The sequence below is a fragment of the Tritonibacter scottomollicae genome, from assembly GCF_032924845.1.
Taxonomy (GTDB): domain Bacteria; phylum Pseudomonadota; class Alphaproteobacteria; order Rhodobacterales; family Rhodobacteraceae; genus Epibacterium; species Epibacterium scottomollicae.
In genome coordinates this window covers 1,930,494-1,956,358 of sequence record NZ_CP136704.1, presented here as the reverse complement: position 1 = coordinate 1,956,358, position 25,865 = coordinate 1,930,494, and the positions used below count along the sequence as shown (strand labels likewise).

The window sequence follows — 25,865 nt, the reverse complement described above, 5'->3', positions numbered from 1 at the left end:
CGATTATCTCCCTTATGTCGCACTCAATATCAAGCTGGCGACAGAACACACCGGGCGCGGCCTTTGTGCAAGGGAAAGCGAGCAGGTTTCATCTGCAATTGTGACCTATGGATCGGCGCGGCGGCGCGATCTGAGGGTCAGCGCATCCAGAGGCCTTCGGATTTGATCCGGTTGCGGATCGCCTGTTCGCGGCGGGGCAGGTTGTCCTGATCGAACAGGGCGCGCACGCGGTGTCCCTTGCCCTGATAGACGAGACGCTTGATCGGCTCGTAGGTTTTCAGGACCTTCTTGATCTTGTTGGGCGCGCAGACCTCTTCCAAGGTGGCAACCACATGATCGCTCTCGCGCGCATAAAGCAGCGGGAAGGTGCGGTAGTGACAGCTGGTGTGTCCGTCCAGATAGCCGTCGGGCAGCGTGTCGCGGCCGCCGCCAAAGGAATGGATGACCAGTGGCAGGGCCACCTGATCGAGCCAGGGATCGAGGGACTGGCCCACGATTTCCACCGGCGGGTCATCCCGGATGGATCGTGCATAGTCCAGGAAGCGTCTGCCAAAGGCGCGCGGGCAGGCACCAAAGAAGTACCCGGCGTTGAAATAGAGATACCGCTTCCAGTATTCGTCCGGCTGGTCGAGATCGAGGCTGCTGTCAAAGTCGAGGTTGAAGCGCCCGTACAGCGCACGCCAGATGTCGGCGTAGCCCGGTCCGTAGAGTGTGGGTGTGGGCCAGGTGCCTTCACGCCGCAGACTGGCGGAGGGGCGCGAGAAGTCGAACGGAACTTTGCCCAGGTCGCCAGTAATCAGCGTGTCGGTGTCAAAAAAGACAAACGGCTCGCCTTCTGGCAACACGGACAGGGCTTCGATCTTGTTGCCATAGGGGTAGGATTGGCCAAAGTGCTGTGACTCAAACGGCAAGATCTCTGCGTCCAGTCGTGACAGCGCCTCAAGCACCGGCTCATTGCGGATGGACGGGTCGCGGGCCCAGAGCGGACCGGGCTGCGGGACGGCGACGCACAACCGTCCGCGAAAGCCGGGGTTTGTCTGGCGCAATGATGCGGCGAAGAGCACGGCCTCGAACATCAGCCGACCGGACTGGCCTACGATCATGATGTTGTAGTTTTGCCCGGACATGGAAACGCTCGTGTCATTCTGGAAATGCTGACCTCTTCCTAACCACCGGGGCAGGGACGGTAAACACTCTTGCGTCCGATGTGTTGCCCGTCAGCGGTCTTAGGGCGTCAGCAGTCTGACGTCGGGAATACGGCTCAGCTGGTCGACATCGGCGTCATAGGCCTCTTCGATCCGGGCGATGAGCTCTGGCGTCCACTCTTCGATGTCCAGTTCCTCTTCAAGCGCCTCTTCGATGGCATATTTGTCGAGAAAGGCGGCGAAGATGCGACGTTTGTACATCTCTGTTATTTCGGGGCGGTCATGCAGATAGGCGCGCATGCGTCGCATGCCCTCGCGCGTCATGATGGTGCCCAGCAGATCCATGCCACCCTTAACTTTGCTGTCGGCCTCCAGATTGCCAAGCTCGCGCAGGATTTGCGCCCAGATCATGGGCAGATCCTCGTAACACCAGAGCGTGATCGGAACATCCGGCACAGCGGCACGAATGCGGGCAATCATCGCCGACCAGCGCAGCTCTGTCGGGTTGGTGGTGCTCAGGACGTCCTGTCGGCGCCCGGGGCCCGCCTTTTCCAACAGTTTTGGTAAAAAACCGGTCGGGCTGCGGATTGCCATATAGAGCTCAAGATCGTCATCGGGAAAGAGCGCCTTGAGCGCTCGCATACGGTCCTCCGCCTCCGGATAGAGACGCTGACCGTCAAGCGCATCGCGCTGTGAGCCAAAGAAATGCGGGTTGGACAGCACCACGCGATCGGCGTGCTCTTCCTCCAGAATGGCGTCCCACAAAAGATCCTGCGCATCCTCCGACGGTGCGTGGTCCTTTGAGGCCGCCATGCACTCCTTCAACAGGGGGCGATACTTGGCAGGTCCCGGCACCGAAGTTCCACGCGCCAGAAAGCCCTCCTTGTTGCGCAGGAGGGTCTTCATCAGGCGATCTTCTTCTGTGCCATGCGCGCCGGCATGTATTATGACCTGCATTCTACTGACCTGTCTGTCGCGTTCTATCGCGTCTGAAGAATGCTATGCATAAATTGCGTCGAGTTTGCGGTCAAATCGCAACTTATCGATGGCCCAGCTGCAAAATGAGGAGCCCGTCCCGCTGGTGTGAATCCATCTCCGGTCTCGTTCATTTTGTCTCTTGCCAAGCCGCGCCAAAGTGATTATCCCGCCGCGAAAGGCCCCTATAGCTCAGCTGGTAGAGCAACTGATTTGTAATCAGTAGGTCCGCGGTTCGAGTCCGTGTGGGGGCACCATTTTACAAATAACGCATTGATAAAGATGAGTTATTTTTGATTCTGGACCACACTGAAACTGCGCGTGGTCCACATCACCAGGAAAATCCACTAATAGAGCGCATCGCTTCGGCGGCCATCGCGCGACGTTCTGCGCCTTTCGTGTAGATTGCAGAGGTACTTGGCTGCGTGTGTGATAGAACGGCCATGATCTGGTGCTCACTGCACCCTTCTTCGGCCAGAAGTTCAGCCAAGGCCTTTCTCACGCCATGGGATGACCTGCCCTGCAGGCCTGCTTCATCACAGCGTTTCCTGAACCAATTGCGGTAGGTGTCAGCACTTTTGAATGGATTGCCGTGCTCACTCAGAATGTAGGCGTCGCCAATTCTGGCCACTGCAGAGATAGCTTCGCGCAACGGTGCGGCCATGGGGATTTCGACAAAAGCAGCGCCGCGTTTCTTTGGCTGCCATCCCAGCCACCGTGTGCCGTGGCTTGCGAATTCCTGCTTGCGGCCCAACCAAATTGCATCACTCGATCTAGCCGCTGTGAACATGTGAATCGTTAGCGCAAGATGAGCCATGGTCCCGGTGGGGTGGGCTTCTTTGAATTTGCGCAGGTCATCGGGCGTCCATGGAGTTGCGCCGCCTTGGCTGCGGTGGATTTTCTTTATCCCCACGAGTGGGTTCATCTCGGCATGCCCAGCGTCACAAGCCCAGTGATACATTGATCGGGCAGCTTTCATCATGTTGTCAGCTTCTGCTGGTGTTGCTGCGCGCGCATCCCGCACTTTCACAAAGGCCGCTGGCGGTGCGTTCAGACTCATTTCTCCGTATTCATCGCCATCATCTGTCTTGTGCTGGCACAGGCGAGTTAGAAGGCTTTTGCGCTGGCGAAGTGTTGCTGCAGAAGCCTGTCGGGCCTCGACCATACGTTCCAGGTGCCGAAGGTACTTGTCTGCCAGCCATTGGATCGATTGGCGAACGGCGGTCGTTTCTGGCTCATGCTCCAATTCGATACCCGCGCGTGCGCTCCAGTAGTGCTCTGAAAACTTAGGGTGATCCATCCCGATATTGAGGCGAATCTTTCGATTTGGGTAGCCTTCGACGCGCACCCGAATGCGTTGCTTGCCTGATTTCAGCGTTTCAACTGTTAGGCCGGGATAGTTCTTGCGCACGTCGGTCACCATTGTTTTGGCCCTTGAGAATTGCGCTTTTTCTCAGGCTCGTCCACTGGGCAGAAAATTTTGATGGATCCGTCCGGACCGATTTCCACAGCGGAAACCACAAGATCACAGGCCTTTGCAGCCTCCACTGCTCGCGTGATTTCTGCCTTTGTGAATCTGGTCGCAGCCATGGCTAACCCTTCCAGGCCCAAGGCTGACGCTCGATGGGGTGCAATGTAACCTGACCTACATCGAGGTGCGTTTTTGCGCTGAGTGCGCTGGCCTTGCTGTCGGGAGGGCGCAGAGCTCCGTAGGCCAGCGTCGCGTTGTGTTGAGTTATTGGTGCTTGCATTGGCAAGTACATGTTCAAGCCGTCCTAAAGTTCGTGCGCCCGGGGCGCGTATTGTTTTGCGTGAGCGGTGGTATTGCCCCGGTAGATGCCGGTAATGCGGCGGGTGTGTGAGTGGTGGTCAGCGCGTTGCTGGTGCGGAGGATTGGCCGTTGTAGGGGCAATCCGGGCGGCCATCGCTGGCGCGGCGTGGTACGCGCGCCGAGGCGGTCTTGATCCAGTTGCTAAGCGCGTTTTGGCGGGATGTGCCGACGCATGGAATGCCCATCAGATCGACCAGCCAGAGCGCCTCATCATAGACCCATGCGTCCGACGCTGGTGCGGTGATGCATCCGCCGAGATCTGCAAACTGCGCCGATCTCTGATGCATCGGCGTCGCCCTGAGGGCCTCTGTCGCGGCGTAGAGCGTCAGGGTGTTGATCTCGGCAGATGATGCGCGGGCGGTGGGCAATTTGGAGGATTGATCCGCCCGCGCGTTGTCCGCACCGCAAGACCGGCGCGAAACCTCGGGTTTAACCGCGGCGCGCAATCCTCCAGCGCGGCGCGGGTGTTCGTTATTCGGGCAAGGGCGGCGCCCTTGGAGTTCGTCCGCTATGGACGCGGAACCTTGAGAGGTAGGGTTTGTCATTGCGGGTGCGCCTCGCCTTACGCCGCATGGGGGCCGTGCGGAGTGTTCTGGCGATCCGCCATTACGCGACGCACTTTGTAGCCCACACGCTCCAAGACCTGTTCGGTGGGTTCGGGTGTGGGGGCCGGGCGCTCGATCAGATGCGCAGCCCGCAGGCGTGCTGGGTCAAAGCCCTGGCCGCGCGCGGCCTTCAGTGTTGCCCATGCGGTTGTGAAGAGATGCGGGCTGTCGAGGTGTTCCTCGGGCGAACCTGCGATCTGCTGCGCGTCCCGCAGCACGGTTTCCAGTCTGTCTTGCATTCAATCCTCCATCGGTTGATGGGGATGACGTAATCCGAAAAATATGGACTGGTCAAGGCGCTGGTTCAAATATTTCGGATAATTTCGTGTTGGCGTTTGCCTGTGAGTTCAGATTATATGAGAACAAAAACGGAACATATGGGAATCGGAGAGGTAAGTTTGTTACAGGTGTTGGCGCTGGCGCGCCGTATTGGGGTGGATCTCAACCTAATTTTTGATCCGCTTTGGACTATTCGTCTTGCAGCGCTGAGAAGAGCCTGTCCTGAACGTCCTGCGGAAGTTGAGCAAAGTCACCATGAAGAATGAAATTAAAGTCGATGCGGTGCTGCCGATAGTAATACTTCATAGTGGCGATGCTTGGGGCACCTCTACTCTCCTGACTATGGAATGTAGTCTTCTTCAAGCCAAGTTGCTTCGCTACTTCTAGCTGCTGCAGACCGAGAGAATTGCGCGCGGCCAGAAGACGCACTCGAATAGCTTCGGGCGATACGTCTCCCGTGCGGGCTAGGCGTTCTTTGGTGTCGATGTTCATAGGGACTATCTACTTCAGGTCCGAATAAATTGAACTTTCTCATCGTCGGATCTTGATGGTCTGAATTATTCGGACTATCCGTTGTGCATGAGCACAAGAAATCTGATCAATCAGCTTGGCGGATACAGGGCCGTCGCTGCACGTCTCGGCAAGAGTCCGACGACGGTACACACCCATATGCAGGTAGGTGTCCTACCTGCTGCTTGGTATGATGCACTCTGTGTGATGGCAGTGGAGGCTGAGGTTTGTGAACCAAATCGCGGTCTCTTCTCATTTCTTGCAGTTGCGGGTGAGAATGATGCAAAGGACGCCGCCGCATGAGCCGCCCGCGTCTAACCCTGATCGTGAACAATGACGTGCCATGCGACCAGCGTGGCACGTCAGCTGACCAAGCGTCTTGGTCAAATCAGTTGGATCCTTATGCGCTGAAGATCAGCGCACCTGACCTTTGGTCTGCCTACTTCCACGCACGGTTTCACAGCCCGCGCGAGGTGGCGCTGTTCTGCGATGTCTCGTTTCAGACCGCGCTCAACTGGTGGGGCGCGGTGACAGCGCCCGCCAGCCATACTGCCTTGCTGATGATCCTCACCGATCCCGGCGCGGCGGCGTTCTTTCAGGATCGATTGGCGAGGGCCGCATGATGTTGCAGAGATCCTCACCCCGCATCGAGCGGATCGCCTATCAGATCTGGTGGCTGATCCATGATAGCGCCGGAGAATGCACCCTCCGGGATATGGCCGAATTTACCGAGACCTCAATGCAGACCTGTTCTCAGATCTGCCGCTATCGGGGTTGGGCCGGGTCCTACCGCAAAATGGCGCGGAGCAACGCGCTGGATAACGGCCCGTTGATGATCGAGGCGCTGGATAGCGAGCTGTCGTCTCTGTTCGGGGAGGCGGCCTGATGTTGGGTGCAACAGGGGGCCACTATGGCGCTTGATCCGGTTCGAGATGCGCGCGGCGCACCACGCTACCGCTGCATTTGCGATGATTGCGGGCGCGAGGACACGGTCGCGGCCCGCCATGGGCGGGATGGCAGCGACGGGCACGGCCAGGCGGTGTCAAAAATTCAACGGTTGGGGTGGTCCTACATTGGCAAACGACTGCGATGCGGCACCTGTGAGGCAAAGAGAAAGGTGGAAAAGATGGCAGCAAAAACAGAGCAGAAAACACCTGCCGAAACGGCTCCGCGTGAACCGACGCGGGTACAAAAGCGCGAGATCATGGATATTCTGAACGAGGTCTATGATCATGATCGGCAGTGCTACTGCGGTGGGGAAACTGATGACACAGTGGCCAAAGTGCTGAATGTCATGCCGGGCTGGGTCGCAGGCATCCGGGATGAGTTCTTTGGGCCGGACGGCGGCAATGACGACATGGCCGCCCTTGGCGATGAAATCCGCAAGTTCATGCAGGATACACAGGCGCGTCTGACCGCCGCGAAGTTGGAGGTGGAGAGCCTTGAGGCTGTCATCTCTCGCGTGTCCTCGATGTCCAAGACGCTGGATCAGATCAAAGACGCCGTTGGCCCGCGTAATCTGGTGAGGGTCAAATGACACAGGTTGCGCAGGTCAAACTGGTGGAGGCCTCGGATCTGCCAGAATATCCGATCTCGGCTGAAAGCCGGTTGGACTCGCATTACTTCATGCCGTTCAACCATGATCGCTATGACCGCAGCGACTTCCGGCGCAAGGCCTACCGTGATCCGGAAGTCGGCTTCTTTGGTATGGAGCTGTTCTTCAAGTCGCATGGTGAGGCTCCCTTGGGGACCTTGCCCAGCGACGACGACAGTTTGGCCTTTCTGCTGGGCTTGCCGCTGGATCGGTGGATCTCGCTCAAAGAGCGTGCGTTTAACCCGCTCTATAACTGGCACCCGGTGCGCTGTGACAATGGCGCAATTCGCCTGGCGCATCCGGTGGTTCAGGAGGTGATGGAGGCCGCGCTGCGCGGTCACCTGGAGCACAAGGCCAGCAATGAAGACAAGGCGGTCTATGCGCGGCGCAAGCGGCTGATCGAGGTGCTGCGCGACATCGGCTGCAGCGAGGATCTGTGTTCCGATGAGCTGGCCGTGGCTTGGGTGGATGACTGGCTGCTCAAGCACCACCCAGGTCAGCGGCGTATGCCGCAGTTCCAAGCCTCCATCGGACGTGCCCTCAAAGAGGCGGTATCTGAGGGTATTGTGGGTCGCCCGCGCCGCGCCCCCTGAAAACATTGAAGAAATCCGGCCATCTGTGGGCGGAACAGAACGGAACATACCAGAACAGTTCCGAACAGAGTGGAACAGTTCCAGACATAAGAAAGGAAATGAAATGAGAGAATATGAAATGAGATTTCGTTCCGCTCCCACTCGGGCCGAGCAGCCTGTGGATATGTCGGAACGCTGAGAAGAAGAGGTGCAGAAATGGATGCGAAAGAACAGGCCGCCGGTGAGGCGCGAGTGCAGGATTTGCTGATCACACCGCTGGAGGCGTTGGGGCTGGCGCGGCCCTCGACGCTGACCAAGGCGCAGTTTGCGGTGATGCTCCGTGAGCTGCGTCAGAAACTGGCGTATATGACCCCGGCAAACCTTGCGATCTTGCGGGATTGGGTTGAGGCGCACCCGGGCGGCAAGGATAAGGATAGGTTCCCCATTGGGCTGAAGATCCTGAACAAGGCGCGCGATATCCAGCTTCCGGACAACGGGCCTTCGCCGTTGTTGTTGAAGGCCTTTGCAGAAGAACTTGGACATAAGGCGCTGGCCGAGGGCTGGGCGCCGGAGTTGCTGCGCTACCTGCGCGGTGCGCGCGTTTGGCCGGGGCCGTACACCATCACCCAGATCCGCAATGAAGCGGATGGGGCTGTGCGCCGGATGGCGGATATCGAGATGCGCGTTGGCCGCGGGGATCACCTGTCGATGGAGGATGAGAGCTTTCGCGCCCGCCGGTCTGAAGCGCTGCAGAAATGTCGGGAGATCGCAGACCAGGCGCAGCGAGGTGCAGCAGCATGAGCGAGCATGTTGTGATCGTCGCATCTGATGGCGTGGCGGATCTGACCCCGGTGGCAAAGTTCATGGCGGCGCGCCATCTGCGCCTGAAGGCAGAGGTGGATCGCATCGCTGCGGTGAAGGCGAGGGGGCAGGTGCCGGAGATCTGCGGTGATGCCATCCCAGAAGGTCCGGCCCGGGGAGCGATCCGTGTGTTCCAGCCGATGAGCCTGTTTCCTGATGGCAAAAACGACTGGGTCGCCCGCCCCTCGGGCTATCGTGGCCGGTCGGCAGTGCAGCGCGCGGATGTGTTTGACGTGATGACGGCCAAGGCGGTCAGCAACGGTAAGCCCGCGCCCTTTACCCGCGAGCAGGTGGCGGCTGGGCGCTACTACCGGGATCTGGTCGAGCGCCATGCCTGCGCCGGTGTCCGGTGTTCGTCTGTTGAGGCACTCCGCAGCGGCGATGGCGGCAGTGCCAGCTTCATTGATGCGGTGCTGCGGGATCGCGAAGAGATCGAGCGCATCCGCAGGCGCATCGGCACCAGTACCGCCATGGCAGTCCGTAAAATCCGACCGTCCAAACGGGGCTCGCGCGTGAACATCGCGGATCGACGGTTGGTGGATATGGTGTGTCTGGAGGACAAGCCGATCAGCGCGGTGCTGCGGGCGCATGGGTGGAGTGTTCAGGGACTGACATCGGGAGCGTTGCGACAGGCTTTGGCGGAGGCGCTGGGGCGGATGGGTTGGTGATGCAGCTAGACTGTCCGTGACATACTGCTGTACTGGATGCATGGTAGAAGAACTATTCCACTGCTACGCATAAGCATGACTGGAATTTCTAGCGTTTCATCACAATGCGTTCCCTGAACTTGAAGTACGGAGGAATGTTGAACCTGAAGGACTTTAAAGACCATGTATATTGAAAAGATTGTAACTACTGGCCTCTTGGGAGTGGAGGGAGAACGAGTATTTGAACTAAATAGAGATTTAAACATCCTAACTGGCCGAAACGGATCTGGAAAAACTACAATGATGAAACTGGCTTGGTTCATCATAAGCGGAAACATACTTCTCGCACTTCGAGAGGTCGAATTTCAAACATGTGAAATATTTACTAGTGAATATCGTTGTAAAGTTATCAGAACTGGCCCTGTTCACTGCTCAGTTGAAGTGACTCACGAAGGAACAGAATACCTATTTGAAGATGACGATGACGAAGAGAATCTCAATCCATTCACGGAGGCTGCCGAAGATAAAGCCAACGGGTTTGTTTCCAGCATTGGTGGTAGTGTTTTTTTTCCAACATTTAGAAGGATAGAAGGTGGCTTCTCTATGCGGGTCACTCAAAAGCGAGTTGGGCGCCAAACTAGTAGAACAAAGTCTGAAGTCGATGAGGCTCTGACGAACTTGTCGAATAGATTGGGCAATGAAGATCACGTTTTTGTTTCCGCAATTTCCACACAAGACATTGTTCAGCTTTTGCTAAGGAGATATGCATCATTTTCAGAGGAAATTAGCTCTTTTCAATCCAGAGTTTCGAAGGAGGTGATTGAAAAGATTCGAGACTATGAGGAGGCAGGGTCAAGCACCGTAAACGCTAGATCACTACTTTCCGAAACAAGGAGTGAAATTGAGAGTATTGAAGTATTTCGCAAGGATATAATGAAGCCGTTGGATGCAGTGCGAGAGTTAGTGGAGAAACTTTTTCACCATTCTGGGATATCATTTGGCACGCGCCTAAATTTTGGAGATGCTGCAGACGCCGTAAATAGTGACGTATTGTCCGCAGGAGAGAAGCAAATGCTTAGTTTTATTTGCTATAATGCCTTCCATAAAGATACGGTATTCTTAATCGATGAGCCTGAATTGAGTTTGCACGTAGATTGGCAAAGGCAGTTGTTTGGTATTCTGGAAAGCCAAGAGTCAAAAAATCAATTCATTATCGCAACTCATTCGCCGTTTATATATGGAAAATACCCAGACAAGGAGGTAGCGATAGGGCTGGATCGGGGGGAATAAACGTGGCAAATGGAGCACTTCACCCCACCGTTGATGAGTTATTTCAATTGCTCAAGCGCACTTCACTTCCAACTGTACTCGTTGAAGGAAGTGATGACATTATTTTTTATCGAAAGATAGAGGAAGATCTATCCCACCTAGGGCTAGATGTTTTGCCAGCAGGAAACAAGGATTCTGTTTTGAGGTTAAGGCAAATGCTATCAGGAGCTTCCAATGTAACTTTCGCCTTTGTGGTCGATAAAGATCTGTGGGTCCATACTCCGCACACAGATCATTTTGACAATAATCTCGTTCAAACCAACGGATACTCTATTGAAAATGACCTTTTCATTGATGGTGAACTTGAGGATTTCATGGGTCCAGAGGAGATGGCACTTTTCAATGTGGATATTCAAAAATTTCTGGATTGGTATGCATTAGTAGTTAGCCGCGTATTGCGCGGCAAGAGTGGTTCTTTTCGCACGCATCCGAATAAAGTTTTAGACGATGAAAGCTTTTATATAGAGGAGAGCTCTTTGCTGGAAGGTGAAACTTACCCAAATACATTACGCCAAGAACTAGGAGGAGACTTTCGGAGATTGGTTAGGGGAAAGTCACTCATGGCAATTTTGCATAGGCAACTCTCTCGAAAGGGTCGTGATGTGAAGTTTAGTACCCGGCAATTGATTACAATTGGTGGCTCACGGAGAGGTGAGAATTTTAATCGATTGAAGGAATGTATAGCTGAAATTATGGAACGATAGCCTCCCCCACATCCCCCCTTGACGCCAATGTCACCGGCATGGCAGTAGATATGCATCATCACTAAATGCGCCCACGGGAAACCGGCGGGCGTTTTTGCGTTCCGGGGGTATGCGATGACGGCGCGGAGCGAATACCACCATTTGTACAACCTGTCGGCGTGGCGACGTCGGCTGCGGCCTCAGCATCTGGCGCGGGAGCCACTGTGCCGGGCGTGTCTGCGGCGGGGGATCCTGAACGACGGTTCACTGACGGCGTCAGGATCTCGACAGGTGAACCCAAAGCGATGCCGCCTGGTGGTGGATCATGTGGTCCCGCATCGAGGTGATCAGGCGCTGTTCCTGGATCCGGGCAATCTGCAGACGCTGTGCCCGGATGATCATGATCAGAACAAACAACGGCTTGAGGCGCGCGGGTACTCGGAAGAGCGCGGCGCGGATGGCTGGCCGGTGGATCCACAGCACCCCGCAAACCGATAAGCCCGGGGGGAGGGTCTGAAGGAATTCCGGATGCGGTGGCAACCGGAGGGGGAGCCTTTTTCTGCGCAAAGTGGAAATTGAATAGAAAAAGCCACATGAACAAGGAGTTGACCGGGAGATGCGAGGGCGCAGACCGACAGAGGAAAAGGTTGTGGCTCTCGCGGAAGAGGGCGCGCCGCTTCACAATCTGGAAGAGCGGGCGCGGATGCGCCTGGAGGAGATCCGGCCCGAGGGGCTGACCGGCGAGCTGCGCTGGACCTTTGATCGGCTGGCCTTGCCGCTGTGCCATCCGACCGTGGATCGCCTGAAGCCGTCCAATGTGTTCATGTTCCGTCAGCTCTGTGCGGCGGTGGTGCGCCATGAGCGGCTGACACTGGAGCTGGAGGAGCTGGGCGAGACCTATGAGAGCGAGACGCGCAACGGGGTGCAGATCAAGGCGCGGCCCGAAGTGGCGCAGCTCAATGAGACCTTCCGCCAGATCCGCGGGCTGGCCAATGACTTCGGCATGACGCCGGCGGCGGAGCGCGGGCTGTCGGGGGCGGGGCAGATGGGGTTCAGCTTTCCGGATCCCAACGGACCCGAGAGCTACCTGACGTGAGCGCGGAACATGTGCGGACCTCGGACAGCGAGGATCCGGTGACTGCCTGGGCGCAAGCGGTGCAGGCGGGCGAGGTTGTGGCCGGTCCTTATGTGCGGGCGGCGGCGGATCGGCATCTGCGCGACCTGATCGAGGGGCCCAAGCGGGGGCTTAAGTGGGATTTGGCGGCGGCACTGCGGGCGATCCGCTTCTTTCCGGAGGTGCTGCGGCTCAATGGCGGGCAGTTCGAGGGGCGGCCCTTTGAGCTGCATCCCAGCCAGGCGTTCCGGATTGGCTCGCTCTTTGGCTGGAAGCAGTACAGCGCCCGCCACGGGGCGTGGCTCAGGCGGTTCACGCGGTTTTACGATGAGGAAGGCAAGGGCAACGGCAAGTCGCCCATGCTGGGCGGCATCGGCCTGTACATGATGGTGGCCGACAATGAGCCGCGCGCCGAGATCTATGCGGCGGCGGCCAAGAAAGACCAGGCCGGGATCCTGTTCCAGGATGCGGTGGCGATGGTGGATCAGTCGCCGGTGCTGAAGCGGACGGTGCAGCAGCAGGGCGAGAACCCCGTCTGGCAGATGACCTATCGCGGGCGCGGTGGCGACAAGCGCAAGTTCAAACCGCTCTCGGCAGAGAAAGCGCAATCCGGCCCGCGTCCGCATTGCGCGCTCACCGATGAGGTGCACGAGCATCCCAACCGGGATGTGATCGACATGCTGGAGCGGGGCTTCAAGTTCCGCAAACAGCCGCTGTTGTGCATGGCCACCAACTCAGGCACCGACAAGAAATCGATCTGCTGGGAAGAGCATCAGCATGGCGTCAATGTCGTCAACGGCGCAGTAGACGATGACAGCACCTTCGCCTTCATCTGCTCACTGGATGAGGGCGACGACTGGGAGAATGATCCCAGCTGCTGGGTAAAGGTAAACCCGCTTCTGGGGGTCACCATTGATGAGGAATACCTCACCAAGGTGGTGAGCCAGGCCAAGATGATGCCGGGCAAACGCAACGGCATTGCGCGGCTGCACTTTTGCCAGTGGACGCAATCGGTGACGGCAGCGATCCGGCGCGAGGCCTGGGTGGCCTGTCATGGTGAGGTGGATCCCGAAGAGCTGACCGCGCAGGGCTATCCCTGTTTTGGCGGTCTGGATCTAAGCCAGGTGCGCGACTTCTCGGCGCTGACACTCACATGGGTGCTGGATGCCACCAAGGATGCCGAGCGCCTGGTCTCCAAGACCTGGTTCTGGACGCCGGAGGGCACGCTGATGGAACGGTCGGCGCGGGATCAGGCGCCCTATGATCTCTGGGTGCAGCAGGGCTTCATCGAGGCGGTGCCGGGGGATCGGCTCAAATACCCCTGGCTGGCCGACGCGTTGGCGGATCTCACCTCCCGCTATCAGCCGGAGGTGATCGCCTGCGATCAGTACGGGCTGGAGCGGCTGAAAGACAGTCTGACGGAAAAGGGCCTGGTGCTGCCGACAGAGGTGCATCCGCAGGGCTTCCAGAAACGGGTGCTCGACAAGGTACCGGATCCAACCAACCCGGGGCAGGAGGTCGAGATCTACCTGTGGATGCCGGATTCCATCAACAAGCTGGAGAACGCCATCTACGACGGGCGCCAGATGGTGGCGCAGAACCCGATGCTGGACAGTATGGCGGCCTCTGTCACTTACGCGGAGAACCGCACCGGACATCGGATGTTTGACAAGGAAAAGGCCCATGGCCGCATCGACGGCATGGTCTCGCTGGCGATGTCGGCGGGGATTGCGCTGTGCCGGGAGCGCGGCGGGACGGAACAGTCGCCCTGGGGCGATGAGGATTATTCTCTGGAGGATGTGCTGTGGGATTGATGGGATGGCGCCGTCGCGCGGCGGCCAAGAGCGCAGACCAGCCGGAACAGCGCGCCGAGGTGGTGGACAGCGGCGAGGGGATGATCGCCGAGATGCTGGCCGGCGCGGTGGGCGAGGGCGTGACCATGCGCGAAGCGCTGTCGCTGCCCGGCGTCTGGGCGGCGATCAACTTTTTGTCGGCAGCCATGGCCGGTCTGCCCATCGAGGTCTTTGAGGCCACGGGCGACGCGGGCGGCGACAAGAAGATCACGGGCGGGGTGGCGGATGTGCTGAGTGCGGCGGTGAATGACAGCACCACCTCCTTCAGCTGGCGGGAGACCTTCTTTGCCGAGGTTTTTGGCCCGGGTCGCGCCTATACCTACATCGAGCGCAATGGTCAGGGCCGGGTGATCAACCTGTTTCCGATGGAGTATCACCGCACCACTGTGCGCAAGGACCGCGGGCGTCTGTTCTATGACTACCGGGAGCCCTCGGGGCGGGTGAAGACCTATCCGGGCCGGGATGTGATCGACATCGCCTTTCTGCTCAAACCGGACCATGTGGGCTGCCACAATCCGGTGATGACCTGCGCCAGCGCCATCCGGCAGGGGCTCAATGCCAATCGCTATGCGCTGACGGTCTTCGGCAAGAATGGCGTGCCGCCCTATATTCTCACCGGCCCGTTCCAGGCGGCCAAGGAGATGATGCGGGCGGCGGCGGATCTGATGAAGGTGACGCGGCGGGCGGCGGATGAGAGCAAGCCGGTGCTGCCGCTGCCGGCGGGGCATGAGCTGAAGCGGCTTGGCGATGATCCGGACAAGATGCAGCTGACCTCGGTGCAGGTGTTTGCGGTGGGGCAGGTGGCGCGGATCTACCAGCTGCCGCCGGTGTTCCTGCAGGAGCTGAGCAAGGGCAATTACAACAATATCGAGCATCAGGATCTTCACCTGGTCAAACACACGCTGCGGCGCTGGGTGAAGAAGTTCGAGCAGGAGCTGACGCTGAAGATCTTCGGGCGCGGCTCCAAACGCTATGTGAAGCTGAACCTCGACGGCATCATGCGGGGCGACTTCAAGACCCGGATCGAGGCGATTGTGAAGGCCATCCAGAACGGCTTGATGACCCCAAACGAGGGCCGCGCACTGGAAAACCGCGCGCCTCTGTCCGGGGGCGATGTGCTTCTGGTGCAGGGCGCAACCGTGCCGATTGAGCTGGCCGGCAAGGCCTTTGCCAAGGGCGCAGCGGCGGCGCCCGACCCTGATGACGATGTCGCGCCTGAGACGGGCGACGGCGACGAGACCACCCACACAAACTGACGGAGGCTGCGATGAGCGACCCCACACGCGAGGTGCGGTATTGCGCCGTCGCGCCAATAGAGCTGCGCGAAGACAACGGACAAGCGCTGGCCGTGACCGGCTATGCGGCGGTGTTTGGCGAGCGCACCGCCATCGGCCCGCTGGATCGCTGGGGCTGGGAAGAGGTGGTGGAGGCCGGCGCCTTCAGCGCGGCGCTGGACCGGCGCGACGATGTCACCTTCCTGATCGACCACGAGGGCCTGCCGCTGGCGCGCACCAGCTCCGGCACGTTGATGCTGGCGCAGGATCAGCGGGGCTTGCGGGTGGAAACAGAGCTGGATCCGCAGGACCCGGACGTGCAGCGGATCCTGCCGAAGATGCGGCGCGGCGATCTTTCCAAGATGAGCTTTGCCTTCATTGCGGAGAAAGAAACCTGGGACGAGAGCGGCGATCACCCGCTGCGCTCGATTGGCTCGGTGCGGCTCTTCGATGTCTCGATTGTGACCGACCCTGCCTACCAGGGCACCGAGATCGGCCTGCGCTCGAAGGCGGCAGCCCTGGGCGGGGGCGCGCAGCTGTGTCGCCGCCGCATGCAGATGCGCGGGCGTCTGTCTGGCCTGCGCTGAGGGGCGCCGGTCATTGCCCTGTCCCGCGCCTTGGGCAAGCGCAAAAAGTTCACATCCATGAGGGTATTATGAGCAAGATCAAAGAACTGCGCGAACAGGCGCAAACCGTCCTGACCGAGGCCACCAGCCTGCGCGACGGGATCACCGACAAGACGCCGGCGGAAGAGGCCCGCGCGGCGAATGACAAGTTCGACACGCTGATGGATCAGTATGACGGGCTGGTGCGGGACGCGGATCGCGAAGAGCGCGCAGCAACCGCCCAGCGGGAGGCTGAAGAGCGCCGCGAGCAGGAAGAGCGCGCCCAGCGGGAACAGAACCGCCCCGGCCAGGACGAAAGCCGCCACCAGCCCGAGGGGGATGTGAGCGAGGAATATCGCGAGGCGTTCCGCCAGTATCTGGCCAATGGTGCGGATCTGTCGGAGATGGATCGCGAGGCACGGGCGGCCCTGCGAGGTGGCGCGCGGGAGGTGCGCACGCAGACCTCGGGAACCGGGGCGCAGGGCGGCTTCCTGGTGCCCACCACGCTTGCGGGCTTTATCAATGTCGCCGCCGCGGCGCATGGCCCGATGATGGATGGTCAGATCGCCACCGAGATCAACCTGGCCAATGGTGCGCCGTTTGATCTGCCGACGGTGGATGACACCGCAGAGGAGGCCAAACCCCATGCCGAGGGCGAAGAGGGTGTTGATGATGACAGCGGCGACATCGAGCTGGGCAAGACCACATTGCTGGCCTATGCGCTGGTGACGCCCTGGATCAAATGGTCCTTTGAGCTGGCACAGGATTCCGCCTTTGGGTTTGAGCCGCTTCTGGGCAAGCTGATCGGGGAGCGCATCGGGCGCAAGGGCAATGCCTGGCTGACCACCGGCAGCGGCAACAACCAACCGCTGGGCTTTGTCACCGGGGCGCCGGTGGGCCATGTTGCCACTGCCACGGATGCCATCACCTTTGATGAGATCTTTGATCTGGAGCACTCCGTCGACCCGGCCTATCGCGGTGGGCCCAAGGTGCGCTACCAGATGCATGACCAATCGGTGAAGGCGCTGCGCAAGCTGAAGGACGGCAACGGGCGCTATCTCTGGTCTGATGGCGATGTCACCAAGGGCGTGCCGGCCACGCTCAACGGGCGGCCCGTGTCGTTCAACCAGGCGATGGCGCAGATCGGCGCCGGCACCAAGCCCATCGCTTACGGTGACTTCTCGGAATATTACGTGCGCAAGGTGGGCAATCCGCTCCTTGGCGTGGCGCGCGAGAAGTTCTTCCCCAACCTCGGCATCATGGGTGTGCATCGCATTGACGGCGCGCCGGCGCAGACCAAGGCCATCAAGGTCCTGCAGATGAAAGCGGCCTGACCCATGGCGATGGATCGTCTTGTCCCACCGGCGGAGCCGCCGGTGGAGCTCGCCCAACTGCGCGCGCATCTGCGGCTGGAAGAGGGCGAAGAGGATGGCCACCTGCAACAGTGCCTGGATGTGGCGGTGGCGCAGTTTGATGGCGATGATGGTGAGCTGGGCCTCGCGCTGGTCCGCCAGCAATGGCAGCAGAGCTATCCCCATGTGCCCGGTGCCGGTGGCTCTGTTGAGCTGATCCTGGGGCCGGTGGCTGCGGTGGACCAGGTCGAGGTCTTCACCCCGGCGGAGATCTGGGACGCGGTGGCATCGCCGGAGCTGTTTGAGTTGGGCGGGCGGTTTTATGTCCGTGCCCGCAGCTGGCCGCGCCCGGGCCGCTGCGCGCTGCCGCTCAGGGTGCGGTATCAAACCGGCTTTGGTGCGGCAGCTGATGTGCCCAAGCCGATCTGCCATGCCATTCTGCTGTTTGCGGCCCATCTCTACCAGGCGCGCGAGCCGGTGGTGTTCGAGGGCACGCCGGCGGAGGTGCCGCTGTCGATCGCGCGGCTGATCGCGCCCTTCAAAAGCTGGTGGCGGTGATGGCAGAGGTCACCGAGCGAGATCGCCGCATTGTCTTTCTGGAGGCGCAGCGCGCGGAGAATGATGCAGGCGAAGAGGCCATCATCGGCTGGAACACGTTGTTTTATCGCTGGGCGGCCTATGAGCCGGTGAGCGATGGCGAGCGGCTCCGGGCGGCAGCGGTGGAACAGCGCAGCGATGCGCGGTTCCGGGTGCTGTGGTCGGGGCCAATGGTGCAGATCACCGGCGCGCATCGGCTGCGCTTTGACGGCGCGGATTGGCAGATCACCGGCCTCAAGCAGCGCGGCTTTAAAGGAGAGATCGAGATCACCGCCTGGAAGATCCCGGAGGTCGCCTGATGAGCGTCAAGATGAAGATCGAGGGCGCGGGCGACATCGAGCGCGCGCTGGCGGCGCTGCCGCGCGGCACCGCCAAGGGGGTGATGCGGCGCGCCATGAAGAAGAGCCTCAAGCCTGTGGCGCAGATGGCGGAGGCGGCCTCGCCCTTTACGGTTGCGGTGACCTCCAAGCTGACCGCGCGGCAAAAACGCGAGGCGCGCCAGGACCGGGGGCGCAGCAAGGTGGTGCTCTATGTCGGCCCGGTTGATGCGGCAGGTGACGGTGAGCCCCATGCCCATCTCTATGAGTTTGGCACCGGGATCCGGGTGCAATCCTCCACCGGGCGCAGTACGGGGCGGATGGCGGCGCGTCCGTTTCTGCGCCCGGCCTGGGATGCCAATCAGGCGCTGATGCTCGCCACGCTCAAACGCGAGGTCTGGGGCGAGATCGAGCGGGCGGTGGAGCGCGCCCGGCGCAAGGCGGCGCGGGCCGGCAGATGAGCATGGAACGGGAGCTGAAGGATCTGTTGAAGACCCTCGGGGCGCCGGTGGTCTGGGGGGCGTTTGACAGGGATGTGGGCTTTCCCCGGATCACCCTGCAGCGGATCTCCACGGTGACGCGCTACTCGCTCAAGGGGCGCGGAGATCTCGAGACGGCGCGGGTGCAGGTGAATGTTGCGGCCAAGACGTATGGCGCGCTGCTGAGCCTCGGTCGCGAAATCTCCACCACGCTCACCGACTATCGCGGCGGATCTGTGATCCGCATCAAAGAACTCTCCCGGCGGGATTCCACACAGGAGACCGGCGGCGATGTGATCCGGCTGCAAATGCTGGATGTGCAGGTGCGCTACCGCGCCTGATCTGGCCGGGCAACCGGCACTTCCCAAACAGTATGAAAGGACGAGCCATGGCAGAGAATGTCATCGCAGGCGATCTGGCGGACATTGAATGGTCCCCGGATGGAGAAGAGGCGACGTTTGTCGTCATCAAGGGCTGTAAAACCGTGGGGATCCCCGAGGAGAACCCGGAATACCGGGATCGCACCTCGCTCGATAGCCCCGGTCGGTCGCGTGAATGGGGCGTTGGCCTCACCGATACCAGCGAGCTGACGCTCAGCTGCTTTTATTCCGCCGCGCTTTACGAGTTGGCCGCCGGCTATAAGGCCTCCGGCAAGCCGGTGTTCTTCCGAGTGAAGCTGCCCATGATGGAGGGTCAGGCCACCACGGGGGATGTCTTTGCCTACAAGGCCTTCGTGAACCCCTCGGTTCCTGCGGTCGACCATGAGGGAGATCTGATGACGGATCTCAAACTGCGCCCCACCGGGCTCATCAGCTGGACCAAAGGGAGCTAAGGAATGATTGCTGCAGCAACACTGAAGCAGGGCAGAACGACCCATAAACTGCGCTTCACCACCGGCGCGCTGATGCGCTTTGAAGAAGACAACAACGGCAAGGCCTTTGACGTGCTGCTGGATGATTTGATCCAGGGCAAGGGCGGCGTGCGCCTGCTGGTCTCGGCTCTGTCGGCGGGGCTCGACAATGGCGCCGGGGTTGCGCGCGAGGAGGCGATTGCCCTGGTCGATGCCGCCGGTGGTGCGCGCCAGGTGGTGCCGTTTGTGGGCGATGCCATCGCCAAGGCCTTCCCGCCGCCCTCGGGCACGGGAGAGGGTGATGCACCCGGCAGGGGCGATGGGGATAAGACAGCGGGAAAGGTCAGCCCCCCGGCGGGGGCGTAGACTGGAGCGCGCTTTATGCGTCGTGGTGTGAGCTGGGCTTGCACCACGAACGCTTTGAGGCGGTCACCTTGAAGGAATACGACCTCATCACCCGTGCGCGGATCCGGGCCAGGGATGCGCAGGTGGAGGCGCGCCGGGTGCTGAACCAGGAGCTTGGCGTGCTGGTCAGTCACGCCTTCCACAATCCCAGGAAGATGCCGGATTTTACCAAAGCCGCGGGCCGCAAGGGCCACGGCAAAACCGACCCTGCGCAGGAGCTGGAACAGCTGCGCGCCGGTCTGATGAACATGCACTTCGAGAGTAAAAAGGGGCCGTAGATGTCGGCAGTTATTGGCGCGCTGCGGGGCGTGCTCTCCATGGATTCCGCCGCCTTTGAGACGGGTGCGAAGCGGGCCAAGGCCACCATGGGCACGGTGGAGCGCCGCATGGTGCGGCTGGCCGGGCGGATGGAACGGTCGGGGCGGCGCATGGCGCTTGGTCTCACCCTGCCGATGGCCGGGGCGGCAGCAGTGGCCATCCGCTCCAGCCTGCAGATCGTCGATGCGCAAGCCAAGATGGCGCAATCTCTGGGCACCACAGTAGCCTCGATGCAGGTTCTGGAGCGCGCCGCAGATCTCTCCGGGGTCTCCATGGGCGAGATGCAACAGGCCACATTGCAGCTCACCAAACGTCTAAGCCAGGCGGCGGGCGGCACCGGGGCGGCGGCCAAGGCGCTCGACCGGCTGCACCTGAGCGCCGCCGCGCTGCAGGCGCTCCCTCTTGATCAGCGGCTGGAACAGATCCAGGGCGCCCTGGCGGAGTATGTGCCGGAGGCGGAACGCGCGGCGGTGGCGTCAGAGCTGTTTGGCAGTCGCGCCGGTCTGATCTTCACCCGCGTGGATGGCGCCGCACTGCGCACGGCGGCGCAGGATGTGAACCGCTTTGGCGTGGCGATCTCCGAGGTGGATGCGGATCAGATCGAGCTGACCAATGACGCGCTGTCGCGGATGAGCCTTGCGGGCCGGGGTCTGGCCAACCAGGTGACCGTCGCGCTGGCGCCGGCGCTGCAGGGGCTGAGTGATCGGGTGGCGGATGTGGTGACCTGGTTCAACGGTCTGTCGGAGGGCACCAAACGGTTCCTCGCCACCAGCGCCTTGATTGTCGGCACGGTGGGGCCTGCAGCGCTGGCACTGGGGCTGGTGCTGAAGGTGGCCGCGCCGCTGGGGGTGGCGATGGCGGGGATGATCTCGACCGTGGCGCTGGCGCCTCTGCGCTTTGCGGCGGCGGCAAAATCGGCCATAGCGCTGGAAGTGGCGCTTGGGGCCACCTCGACCAAGGCGGCGGTGACCAGCCTTGCCATGAAAGGCCTGCAGCGCGGGTTGCTGTTGCTGCGCGGCGCGGTGATTGCCACCGGCATTGGCGCGCTGGTGGTGGGGGCGGGCTACCTGGCAATGAAGTTCCATCAGCTGGTGGTGGCCACCGGTGGCTGGGGCGCGGCGCTGCGCGCGCTTGGCGATCTTGCAGCGGGCGTCTGGCAGGGCATCCAGACCAGCGCCACGGCGATTGGCCCGGCACTGGCGGCGATCTGGGCGCGGGTGCAGGCGGGGTTCACCCGCATGGTGCAGGATCTGTCCCTGAGCTGGGGCAACTTCCTGTGGACGCTGTCGGAGGGGATGCATGGCATTCCGGCCCTGTCGGATGTGCAGCACCGCCTGCGCGACGCCTCCGACGGCGCCATCGACAAGGTGATGGAGCTGGATCTTGCTGCCAGCACGCTGGAGGGTCGGATGATCCGGCTGCGCAAGGAAGCCGGCGGCAAGCTCAAGGAGGGGTTCAAACAGGCCGGGGCGGCGATGGAGCGGTTGTCCGGTCAGATGGACAGCGCTAATTCTGAGCTGTCCGAGGGCGATGACAGCGCAGATGCGCTTGCCAGCTCTCTGGATGGTCTTGGCGAGACGCTGGATGACGGGTCCGGCGGCGGCGTGGCAGGGGGCCTGTCCAAAACCACCGAGGCGGCAGAGGATCTGGGGCAGGAGATGAGCGGGCCGCTGTCCTCTGCCGTGGATGGCGTGGCGCGCTCCTTTGGCGATTGGATCGCAGGGGGGCTGCGCAACTTCCGCTCGATGTGGGACGGGATCAAAGACGCGGCCCAACGGGGCCTTGCGGATCTTGCCGCCAGCTTTGCCAAAAACCAGATCCGCATCGCCCTGGGGCTGTCGCTCTCGGGGGCAGGCTCTGCAGCCAGTGCCGCCGGTGGGCTTTTTGGCGGTGGTGCCGGGGGCGGCGGCGGTCTGCTGTCGGGTATTCTGGGGCAGGGGGCAAGCGGCCTGTTGGGCGGCGGTGGCATTCTCGGCGGGCTGGGATCTGGTCTTGGCGGCGTGCTCTCCGGCGGTGGGCTGGGATCGAGCTTTGCCAACCTCGGTGGTTTGCTCTCCGGCGCGTCTGGCGGTCTGGGCGCCATCGGCGCGGCAATCCCGGCGCTTGGCATTGTGCTTGGCGGTGCAGCCCTTCTGAAGAAGGCGTTTAGCCGCAAGTTCGCCTTCTCCGCGCTGGAGGGCACGGTGGGGGCGGACGGCTTTGATGGCTATGCGCGGGACTTCTACAAGGGCGGCCTGTTCCGCAGTGACAAGAACGTCCATCGCGCCCTTGATGGCGGGCTGGATGCGGCGCTGGATCAGCAGGTGGCGGGGATCACCTCCGGGCTGTTGTCGATGTCGGATGCGCTGGGGCTTGGCTCTGATGCTTTGGCGGACTTCGAGGGCTACACGCTCTCGGTGATGACCTCGGGACGGACGCAGGAACAGATCCAGCAGGACATCGCGGATCACATGGCTGCGGCCTCCAATCAGATGGCGGATCTGATCCTGGGCACCGATGCGTTCACCCGCAGCGGGGAGAGTGCCTCGGAGACGCTGGCACGCCTGTCGGGCAGCCTGGTGGCGGTCAATGACGCCATGGATCTTCTGGACCGTGCCGCCTTTGATGTCTCGTTGGCCGGGGCGGATCTGGCCTCTGATCTGGTCGAGGCCTTTGGCGGCGCGGATCAGCTCTCCGCCTCGGTCACCTCCTACTTCTCGGGCTTCTATACCGAGGCGGAGCAGAGCGAGGCCGTTCTGCGCCGCCTGCGGGATGAGTTCGAAAGCCTCGGCATTGCCATGCCGACCTCGCGCGATGGCTTCCGCCAGGTGGTCGAAAGCCTCGATCTGACCACCGAGGGCGGGCAAAACCTTTATGCAGAGCTGCTGCGCCTTTCGGGCGCGATGAATGAGGTGCTGCCGCAGGTTGGGGCCTTCACGGCGGAGCTGGCGGGCCTTGCGGATGAGGTTGGCGGCGAGATCGGCGTTCAGATCGATGCCGCCCGCGACATGATCAGCGCGGCCCGCGCCGCCGCAGAGGAGTGGCGGCGCACGTCGGACAGTCTGCGCGGCTTCGTGTCGGATCTGGTCAACACCGAGCTGAGTGCGGCCAGCCGCAGCCAGTCGGAGGCGGTGCAGCGGGCGCGCCTTGATGCGGCCTTTGCAGGTGTCGAGGCGGGGGATGCCGAGGCGGCGGCAGGCCTGCCGGATCTGGCGCGGGCCTATCTGCGCAGTGCTCGGGATCAGGCGGGATCTGATCTGGAGTATCGCCGGATTGCCGCCGAGGTGCAGGCGCGCATGACCCGTGCCGCCGGGATCGCGGATCTGGAGGCGGGCAATGATGAGGTGCTGGCCGGTCTTTATCAGCAGCAAATCGATGTGCTGACCTCGCTCGGCCACTTCCTGCAGCTGGAAAGCCTGACCGGTGATCAGGTGGCGGAGCTGAGCGAGGGGGTGCAGGCGCTGGCGGCGGATTGGGATGGCACGGTATCGGCCTTTGAGGGCTCACTCTCCGCCCTGCAGGACGCCATCGAGACCGCCGAGGCCTTCAGCTATGACGACCTGGTGGGGGCGCTGGATGTGGCGGTGACTCTGGATGACAGCGCCCCGGTCTGGCTGCGGGAGCTGGTGGAGCAGGCCGACACCGGCATTCGCACGACGCTGGACTTCATCCTCCGGCGCGATGATCTGAGCGCGGCGGATCGCTGGATTGCCACCCATGCCCTGTCTCAGCATGTGGCGACGCTGGATCTGGTGCTTGGCGAGGATCTAGATGAGGCCACCCGCAGGCTGGCCCTGACCACGGCGGCAGACGTGCGCCGCAGCCTGCGTCTGGATCTGGCGCAGGATCTCGACCCCGACACCCGCGCTCTGGTGCTGACCCGCTCGGCAAACCTGTCACGCCGCATCAATGTGGCGCTCACCGGCAGCGGGGCGGAGACCGTGGCACAGCTCACCGAGATTGCCGGGCTGGTCGGCGATGGCAATGGCAGTGGTCGGCTGACCTTTGGCGGCGGCGTGGTGCTGGAGGCGGATGATGTCTTTGGCGATCTCGTTGATCGTACCGGCCAGTTGGTGGAGCCCATGGAGCGGCTGCGGGGCATGTTGGGAGAGCTGCGTGCAGCGGTCGATGCGGATCGTGAAGCGCGTGGGGCGCAGCAGCAGCTGGCCAACTTGCAATCGCAGGGACGGGGGCTGGCGCTGGGACTGGAGGATCGCGGTGAGGCCTCCGGAATTATTGCGCAGATCGCGGCACTTGAGCAGCGCACCGGCGTCTCGCTGCGCCGCAGTGGCAACCGCGACGCAGAGCTGCACGTTGATGGGGAGACAGGTCGCATCCAATATGATGCGGATTGGGTCTCTTATGGTTCGGGCGCGGATCTTGCTGGCTTCCGCCGCGCCTTCTGGGCGGATGGCGGGCTGGAAGATCAGATCGCGGCCTACAATCGCCGCCAAACGCAAAGCACCCGCCAACTGGAGCAGCTCAGGGCGCAGATCCGGGACCTCGGTGGCATTCCGGCCTTTGCACGGGGCGGCGCCCATCAGGGCGGCGCGCGCATCGTCGGCGAACGGGGCTGGGAGATCGAGAGCACCGGCCCCTCGCGCATTCACAGCCACGCGGAGTCTGTGGCGATGCTCGACAACCGACCGCTGGCCAAGGGGGTGGAAGATCTGACCCGCCATGTGGTGGCGCAGGGGCAGGTGGTGCGCATGCTGGTGGACCGGATCGCCAGTCACCTTGATGGCTGGGATGAGGTGGGTCTGCCGGGGGAGCGGCGCTGATGGACTTCAACATCCTCTCCCCGATGGCCGTCACAGAGGCCGAGCTGGTCGCCACCAATGTGCCCGAGGACGATCACCCGGACTGGAGCGCGACCGAGACCTATGAGGCCGGCGCGCGGGTGATCTCCACGGACACGCATCGGATCTATGAAAGCGTGATCGACAGCAACACCGGGCAGGATCCGACGCTGGATGATGGCAGCGCCTGGCTGGAGCTGAGCGTGACCAACCGTTGGCGGGCCTTTGACCAGAACCGCTCCAACACCGCCCGGCAGGCGGATCGGATCACCTATTCGATCGTGCCGACGCAGGACTGCGATGCGATTGCGCTGTTTGGGCTCACCGCCGGCAGCCTGCGGATCGAGGTCTGGGATGGGGGCGCACGGATCTATGACCAGCGCTTTGCCATGGTGGACGCGGGCCATGTGGTCAGCGCCTATACCTGGTTCTTTGGCAGCGTGGTCTATGCCCGCCAGAAGGTGGTGAACGGCTTTCCGGGCTATCTCGGGCACCGGATCGACATCACCATCGATGCCCCCGGTGGTGTGGCCGAGGCGGGCCATATCGTGATGGGGCGCAACAACCTGCTGGGCCGAGTGCTGAACCTGCCGAGCGTGCGCTTCGTCAGCCACAGCCGCAAAGGCTATGACGACTTCGGCAATGAGATCCTGGTGAAGCGCGGCTCCACCCGCAAGGTTGATCTGTCGCTGCTGGTGCCCACCCATCAGGCGCAGCGGGTGATGGATATCGTGGCCGAAGTGGATGGGCTGGCGACCGCTTTTTATCTCTCGGGAGACGGTCCGGGCTACGGCATCGAGGGGCTGGGGTTTGTGGATGACCACAGCCAGCCCATCGATGTGGCCGGCGAGTCCGTCTTCCCCCTGATCATCAAAACTCTCAAATAGGAGAC

Annotated in this window: 29 protein-coding genes and 1 tRNA gene; 24 read left to right on the top strand and 6 right to left on the bottom strand. The window is 61.5% G+C overall.

Annotated elements, in window-relative coordinates; genetic code table 11:
• Positions 1-137: 137 nt before the first annotated feature.
• Together R1T40_RS09990 and R1T40_RS09985 are read right to left on the bottom strand one after the other, a co-directional pair.
• Complete coding sequence (locus R1T40_RS09990) at positions 138-1,127, bottom strand: hypothetical protein (RefSeq protein WP_317386814.1); 990 nt, start codon at positions 1,125-1,127, stop codon at positions 138-140.
• A gap of 99 nt (positions 1,128-1,226) precedes the next feature.
• Positions 1,227-2,102, bottom strand: coding sequence for a hypothetical protein (locus R1T40_RS09985; RefSeq protein WP_317386813.1), 876 nt, complete (start codon positions 2,100-2,102; stop codon positions 1,227-1,229).
• A gap of 199 nt (positions 2,103-2,301) precedes the next feature.
• Between R1T40_RS09985 and R1T40_RS09980 the strand changes: the two genes are divergently transcribed.
• Positions 2,302-2,377, top strand: a tRNA-Thr gene (locus tag R1T40_RS09980).
• 74 nt (positions 2,378-2,451) lie between these two features.
• On the opposite strand, the gene R1T40_RS09975 is transcribed toward R1T40_RS09980, so the two are convergent.
• The 4 genes from R1T40_RS09975 to R1T40_RS09960 form a co-directional block, all read right to left on the bottom strand.
• Positions 2,452-3,543 carry a tyrosine-type recombinase/integrase gene (locus tag R1T40_RS09975; RefSeq protein WP_317386812.1) on the bottom strand — a complete coding sequence of 364 codons (1,092 nt, stop codon included), beginning with the start codon at positions 3,541-3,543 and terminating at the stop codon, positions 2,452-2,454.
• Between the two features lie 446 nt (positions 3,544-3,989).
• Complete coding sequence (locus R1T40_RS09970; RefSeq protein WP_317386811.1) at positions 3,990-4,397, bottom strand: hypothetical protein; 408 nt, start codon at positions 4,395-4,397, stop codon at positions 3,990-3,992.
• A 116-nt stretch (positions 4,398-4,513) separates the two neighbouring features.
• Positions 4,514-4,795 (bottom strand): hypothetical protein, encoded by a 282-nt coding sequence (locus R1T40_RS09965; RefSeq protein WP_317386810.1) that lies wholly within the window; start codon positions 4,793-4,795, stop codon positions 4,514-4,516.
• A 229-nt stretch (positions 4,796-5,024) separates the two neighbouring features.
• Complete coding sequence (locus R1T40_RS09960; protein WP_065321304.1) at positions 5,025-5,327, bottom strand: transcriptional regulator; 303 nt, start codon at positions 5,325-5,327, stop codon at positions 5,025-5,027.
• Positions 5,328-5,644: 317 nt separating this feature from the next.
• Here R1T40_RS09960 and R1T40_RS09955 point away from each other — a divergent pair, with 317 nt between their 5' ends.
• The 23 genes from R1T40_RS09955 (at position 5,645) to R1T40_RS09845 (ending at position 25,860) form a co-directional block, all read left to right on the top strand.
• Positions 5,645-5,968 carry a hypothetical protein gene (locus R1T40_RS09955; RefSeq protein ID WP_317386809.1) on the top strand — a complete coding sequence of 108 codons (324 nt, stop codon included), beginning with the start codon at positions 5,645-5,647 and terminating at the stop codon, positions 5,966-5,968.
• Positions 5,965-6,231, top strand: coding sequence for a hypothetical protein (locus tag R1T40_RS09950; RefSeq protein ID WP_317386808.1), 267 nt, complete (start codon positions 5,965-5,967; stop codon positions 6,229-6,231). The genes R1T40_RS09955 and R1T40_RS09950 overlap by 4 nt, the downstream gene beginning before the upstream one ends.
• A gap of 240 nt (positions 6,232-6,471) precedes the next feature.
• Positions 6,472-6,882 carry a hypothetical protein gene (locus R1T40_RS09945; RefSeq protein ID WP_317386807.1) on the top strand — a complete coding sequence of 137 codons (411 nt, stop codon included), beginning with the start codon at positions 6,472-6,474 and terminating at the stop codon, positions 6,880-6,882.
• Positions 6,879-7,532 (top strand): hypothetical protein, encoded by a 654-nt coding sequence (locus R1T40_RS09940; protein WP_317386806.1) that lies wholly within the window; start codon positions 6,879-6,881, stop codon positions 7,530-7,532. Before R1T40_RS09945 ends, R1T40_RS09940 begins: the two co-directional genes overlap by 4 nt.
• A 195-nt stretch (positions 7,533-7,727) precedes the next feature.
• Entirely contained in the window at positions 7,728-8,312 is a 585-nt protein-coding gene (locus R1T40_RS09935; RefSeq protein ID WP_317386805.1) for a hypothetical protein, read from the top strand.
• Positions 8,309-9,040: a hypothetical protein gene (locus R1T40_RS09930; RefSeq protein ID WP_317386804.1), complete on the top strand. Its 732-nt coding sequence runs from the start codon at positions 8,309-8,311 to the stop codon at positions 9,038-9,040. The genes R1T40_RS09935 and R1T40_RS09930 overlap by 4 nt, the downstream gene beginning before the upstream one ends.
• Before the next feature lie 162 nt (positions 9,041-9,202).
• Positions 9,203-10,309 (top strand): AAA family ATPase, encoded by a 1,107-nt coding sequence (locus tag R1T40_RS09925; protein ID WP_317386803.1) that lies wholly within the window; start codon positions 9,203-9,205, stop codon positions 10,307-10,309.
• Between the two features lie 2 nt (positions 10,310-10,311).
• Entirely contained in the window at positions 10,312-11,052 is a 741-nt protein-coding gene (locus R1T40_RS09920; RefSeq protein ID WP_317386802.1) for a DUF4435 domain-containing protein, read from the top strand.
• Between the two features lie 270 nt (positions 11,053-11,322).
• The gene (locus R1T40_RS09915; protein WP_317386801.1) at positions 11,323-11,529 is read left to right on the top strand and encodes an HNH endonuclease; all 207 of its coding nucleotides are present in this window, start codon (positions 11,323-11,325) and stop codon (positions 11,527-11,529) included.
• A gap of 151 nt (positions 11,530-11,680) precedes the next feature.
• Positions 11,681-12,127, top strand: a complete 447-nt coding sequence (locus R1T40_RS09910) for a P27 family phage terminase small subunit (RefSeq protein WP_243395002.1) — start codon at positions 11,681-11,683, stop codon at positions 12,125-12,127.
• The gene (locus R1T40_RS09905; RefSeq protein WP_317386800.1) at positions 12,124-13,959 is read left to right on the top strand and encodes a terminase large subunit; all 1,836 of its coding nucleotides are present in this window, start codon (positions 12,124-12,126) and stop codon (positions 13,957-13,959) included. The genes R1T40_RS09910 and R1T40_RS09905 overlap by 4 nt, the downstream gene beginning before the upstream one ends.
• Complete coding sequence (locus R1T40_RS09900) at positions 13,959-15,254, top strand: phage portal protein (protein WP_317386972.1); 1,296 nt, start codon at positions 13,959-13,961, stop codon at positions 15,252-15,254. The genes R1T40_RS09905 and R1T40_RS09900 overlap by 1 nt, the downstream gene beginning before the upstream one ends.
• 11 nt (positions 15,255-15,265) lie before the next feature.
• On the top strand, positions 15,266-15,859 hold the full coding sequence (locus R1T40_RS09895; RefSeq protein ID WP_317386799.1) for an HK97 family phage prohead protease: 594 nt from the start codon (positions 15,266-15,268) through the stop codon (positions 15,857-15,859).
• A gap of 68 nt (positions 15,860-15,927) precedes the next feature.
• Positions 15,928-17,211, top strand: a complete 1,284-nt coding sequence (locus R1T40_RS09890) for a phage major capsid protein (RefSeq protein WP_317386798.1) — start codon at positions 15,928-15,930, stop codon at positions 17,209-17,211.
• Between the two features lie 3 nt (positions 17,212-17,214).
• Positions 17,215-17,787 carry a head-tail connector protein gene (locus R1T40_RS09885; protein WP_317386797.1) on the top strand — a complete coding sequence of 191 codons (573 nt, stop codon included), beginning with the start codon at positions 17,215-17,217 and terminating at the stop codon, positions 17,785-17,787.
• Positions 17,787-18,125 (top strand): head-tail adaptor protein, encoded by a 339-nt coding sequence (locus R1T40_RS09880; protein WP_317386796.1) that lies wholly within the window; start codon positions 17,787-17,789, stop codon positions 18,123-18,125. The genes R1T40_RS09885 and R1T40_RS09880 overlap by 1 nt, the downstream gene beginning before the upstream one ends.
• Positions 18,125-18,604 (top strand): hypothetical protein, encoded by a 480-nt coding sequence (locus tag R1T40_RS09875; protein WP_317386795.1) that lies wholly within the window; start codon positions 18,125-18,127, stop codon positions 18,602-18,604. The genes R1T40_RS09880 and R1T40_RS09875 overlap by 1 nt, the downstream gene beginning before the upstream one ends.
• Positions 18,601-18,963, top strand: a complete 363-nt coding sequence (gp17, locus tag R1T40_RS09870) for a tail completion protein gp17 (RefSeq protein ID WP_317386794.1) — start codon at positions 18,601-18,603, stop codon at positions 18,961-18,963. The genes R1T40_RS09875 and gp17 overlap by 4 nt, the downstream gene beginning before the upstream one ends.
• A 47-nt stretch (positions 18,964-19,010) precedes the next feature.
• On the top strand, positions 19,011-19,454 hold the full coding sequence (locus R1T40_RS09865; protein ID WP_317386793.1) for a phage tail protein: 444 nt from the start codon (positions 19,011-19,013) through the stop codon (positions 19,452-19,454).
• A gap of 3 nt (positions 19,455-19,457) precedes the next feature.
• Positions 19,458-19,838 carry a hypothetical protein gene (locus tag R1T40_RS09860; protein WP_317386792.1) on the top strand — a complete coding sequence of 127 codons (381 nt, stop codon included), beginning with the start codon at positions 19,458-19,460 and terminating at the stop codon, positions 19,836-19,838.
• A gap of 38 nt (positions 19,839-19,876) precedes the next feature.
• Complete coding sequence (locus R1T40_RS09855) at positions 19,877-20,155, top strand: hypothetical protein (protein WP_317386791.1); 279 nt, start codon at positions 19,877-19,879, stop codon at positions 20,153-20,155.
• Positions 20,156-24,955 carry a hypothetical protein gene (locus R1T40_RS09850; protein WP_317386790.1) on the top strand — a complete coding sequence of 1,600 codons (4,800 nt, stop codon included), beginning with the start codon at positions 20,156-20,158 and terminating at the stop codon, positions 24,953-24,955.
• On the top strand, positions 24,955-25,860 hold the full coding sequence (locus R1T40_RS09845; protein ID WP_317386789.1) for a hypothetical protein: 906 nt from the start codon (positions 24,955-24,957) through the stop codon (positions 25,858-25,860). The genes R1T40_RS09850 and R1T40_RS09845 overlap by 1 nt, the downstream gene beginning before the upstream one ends.
• Positions 25,861-25,865 lie beyond the last annotated feature (5 nt).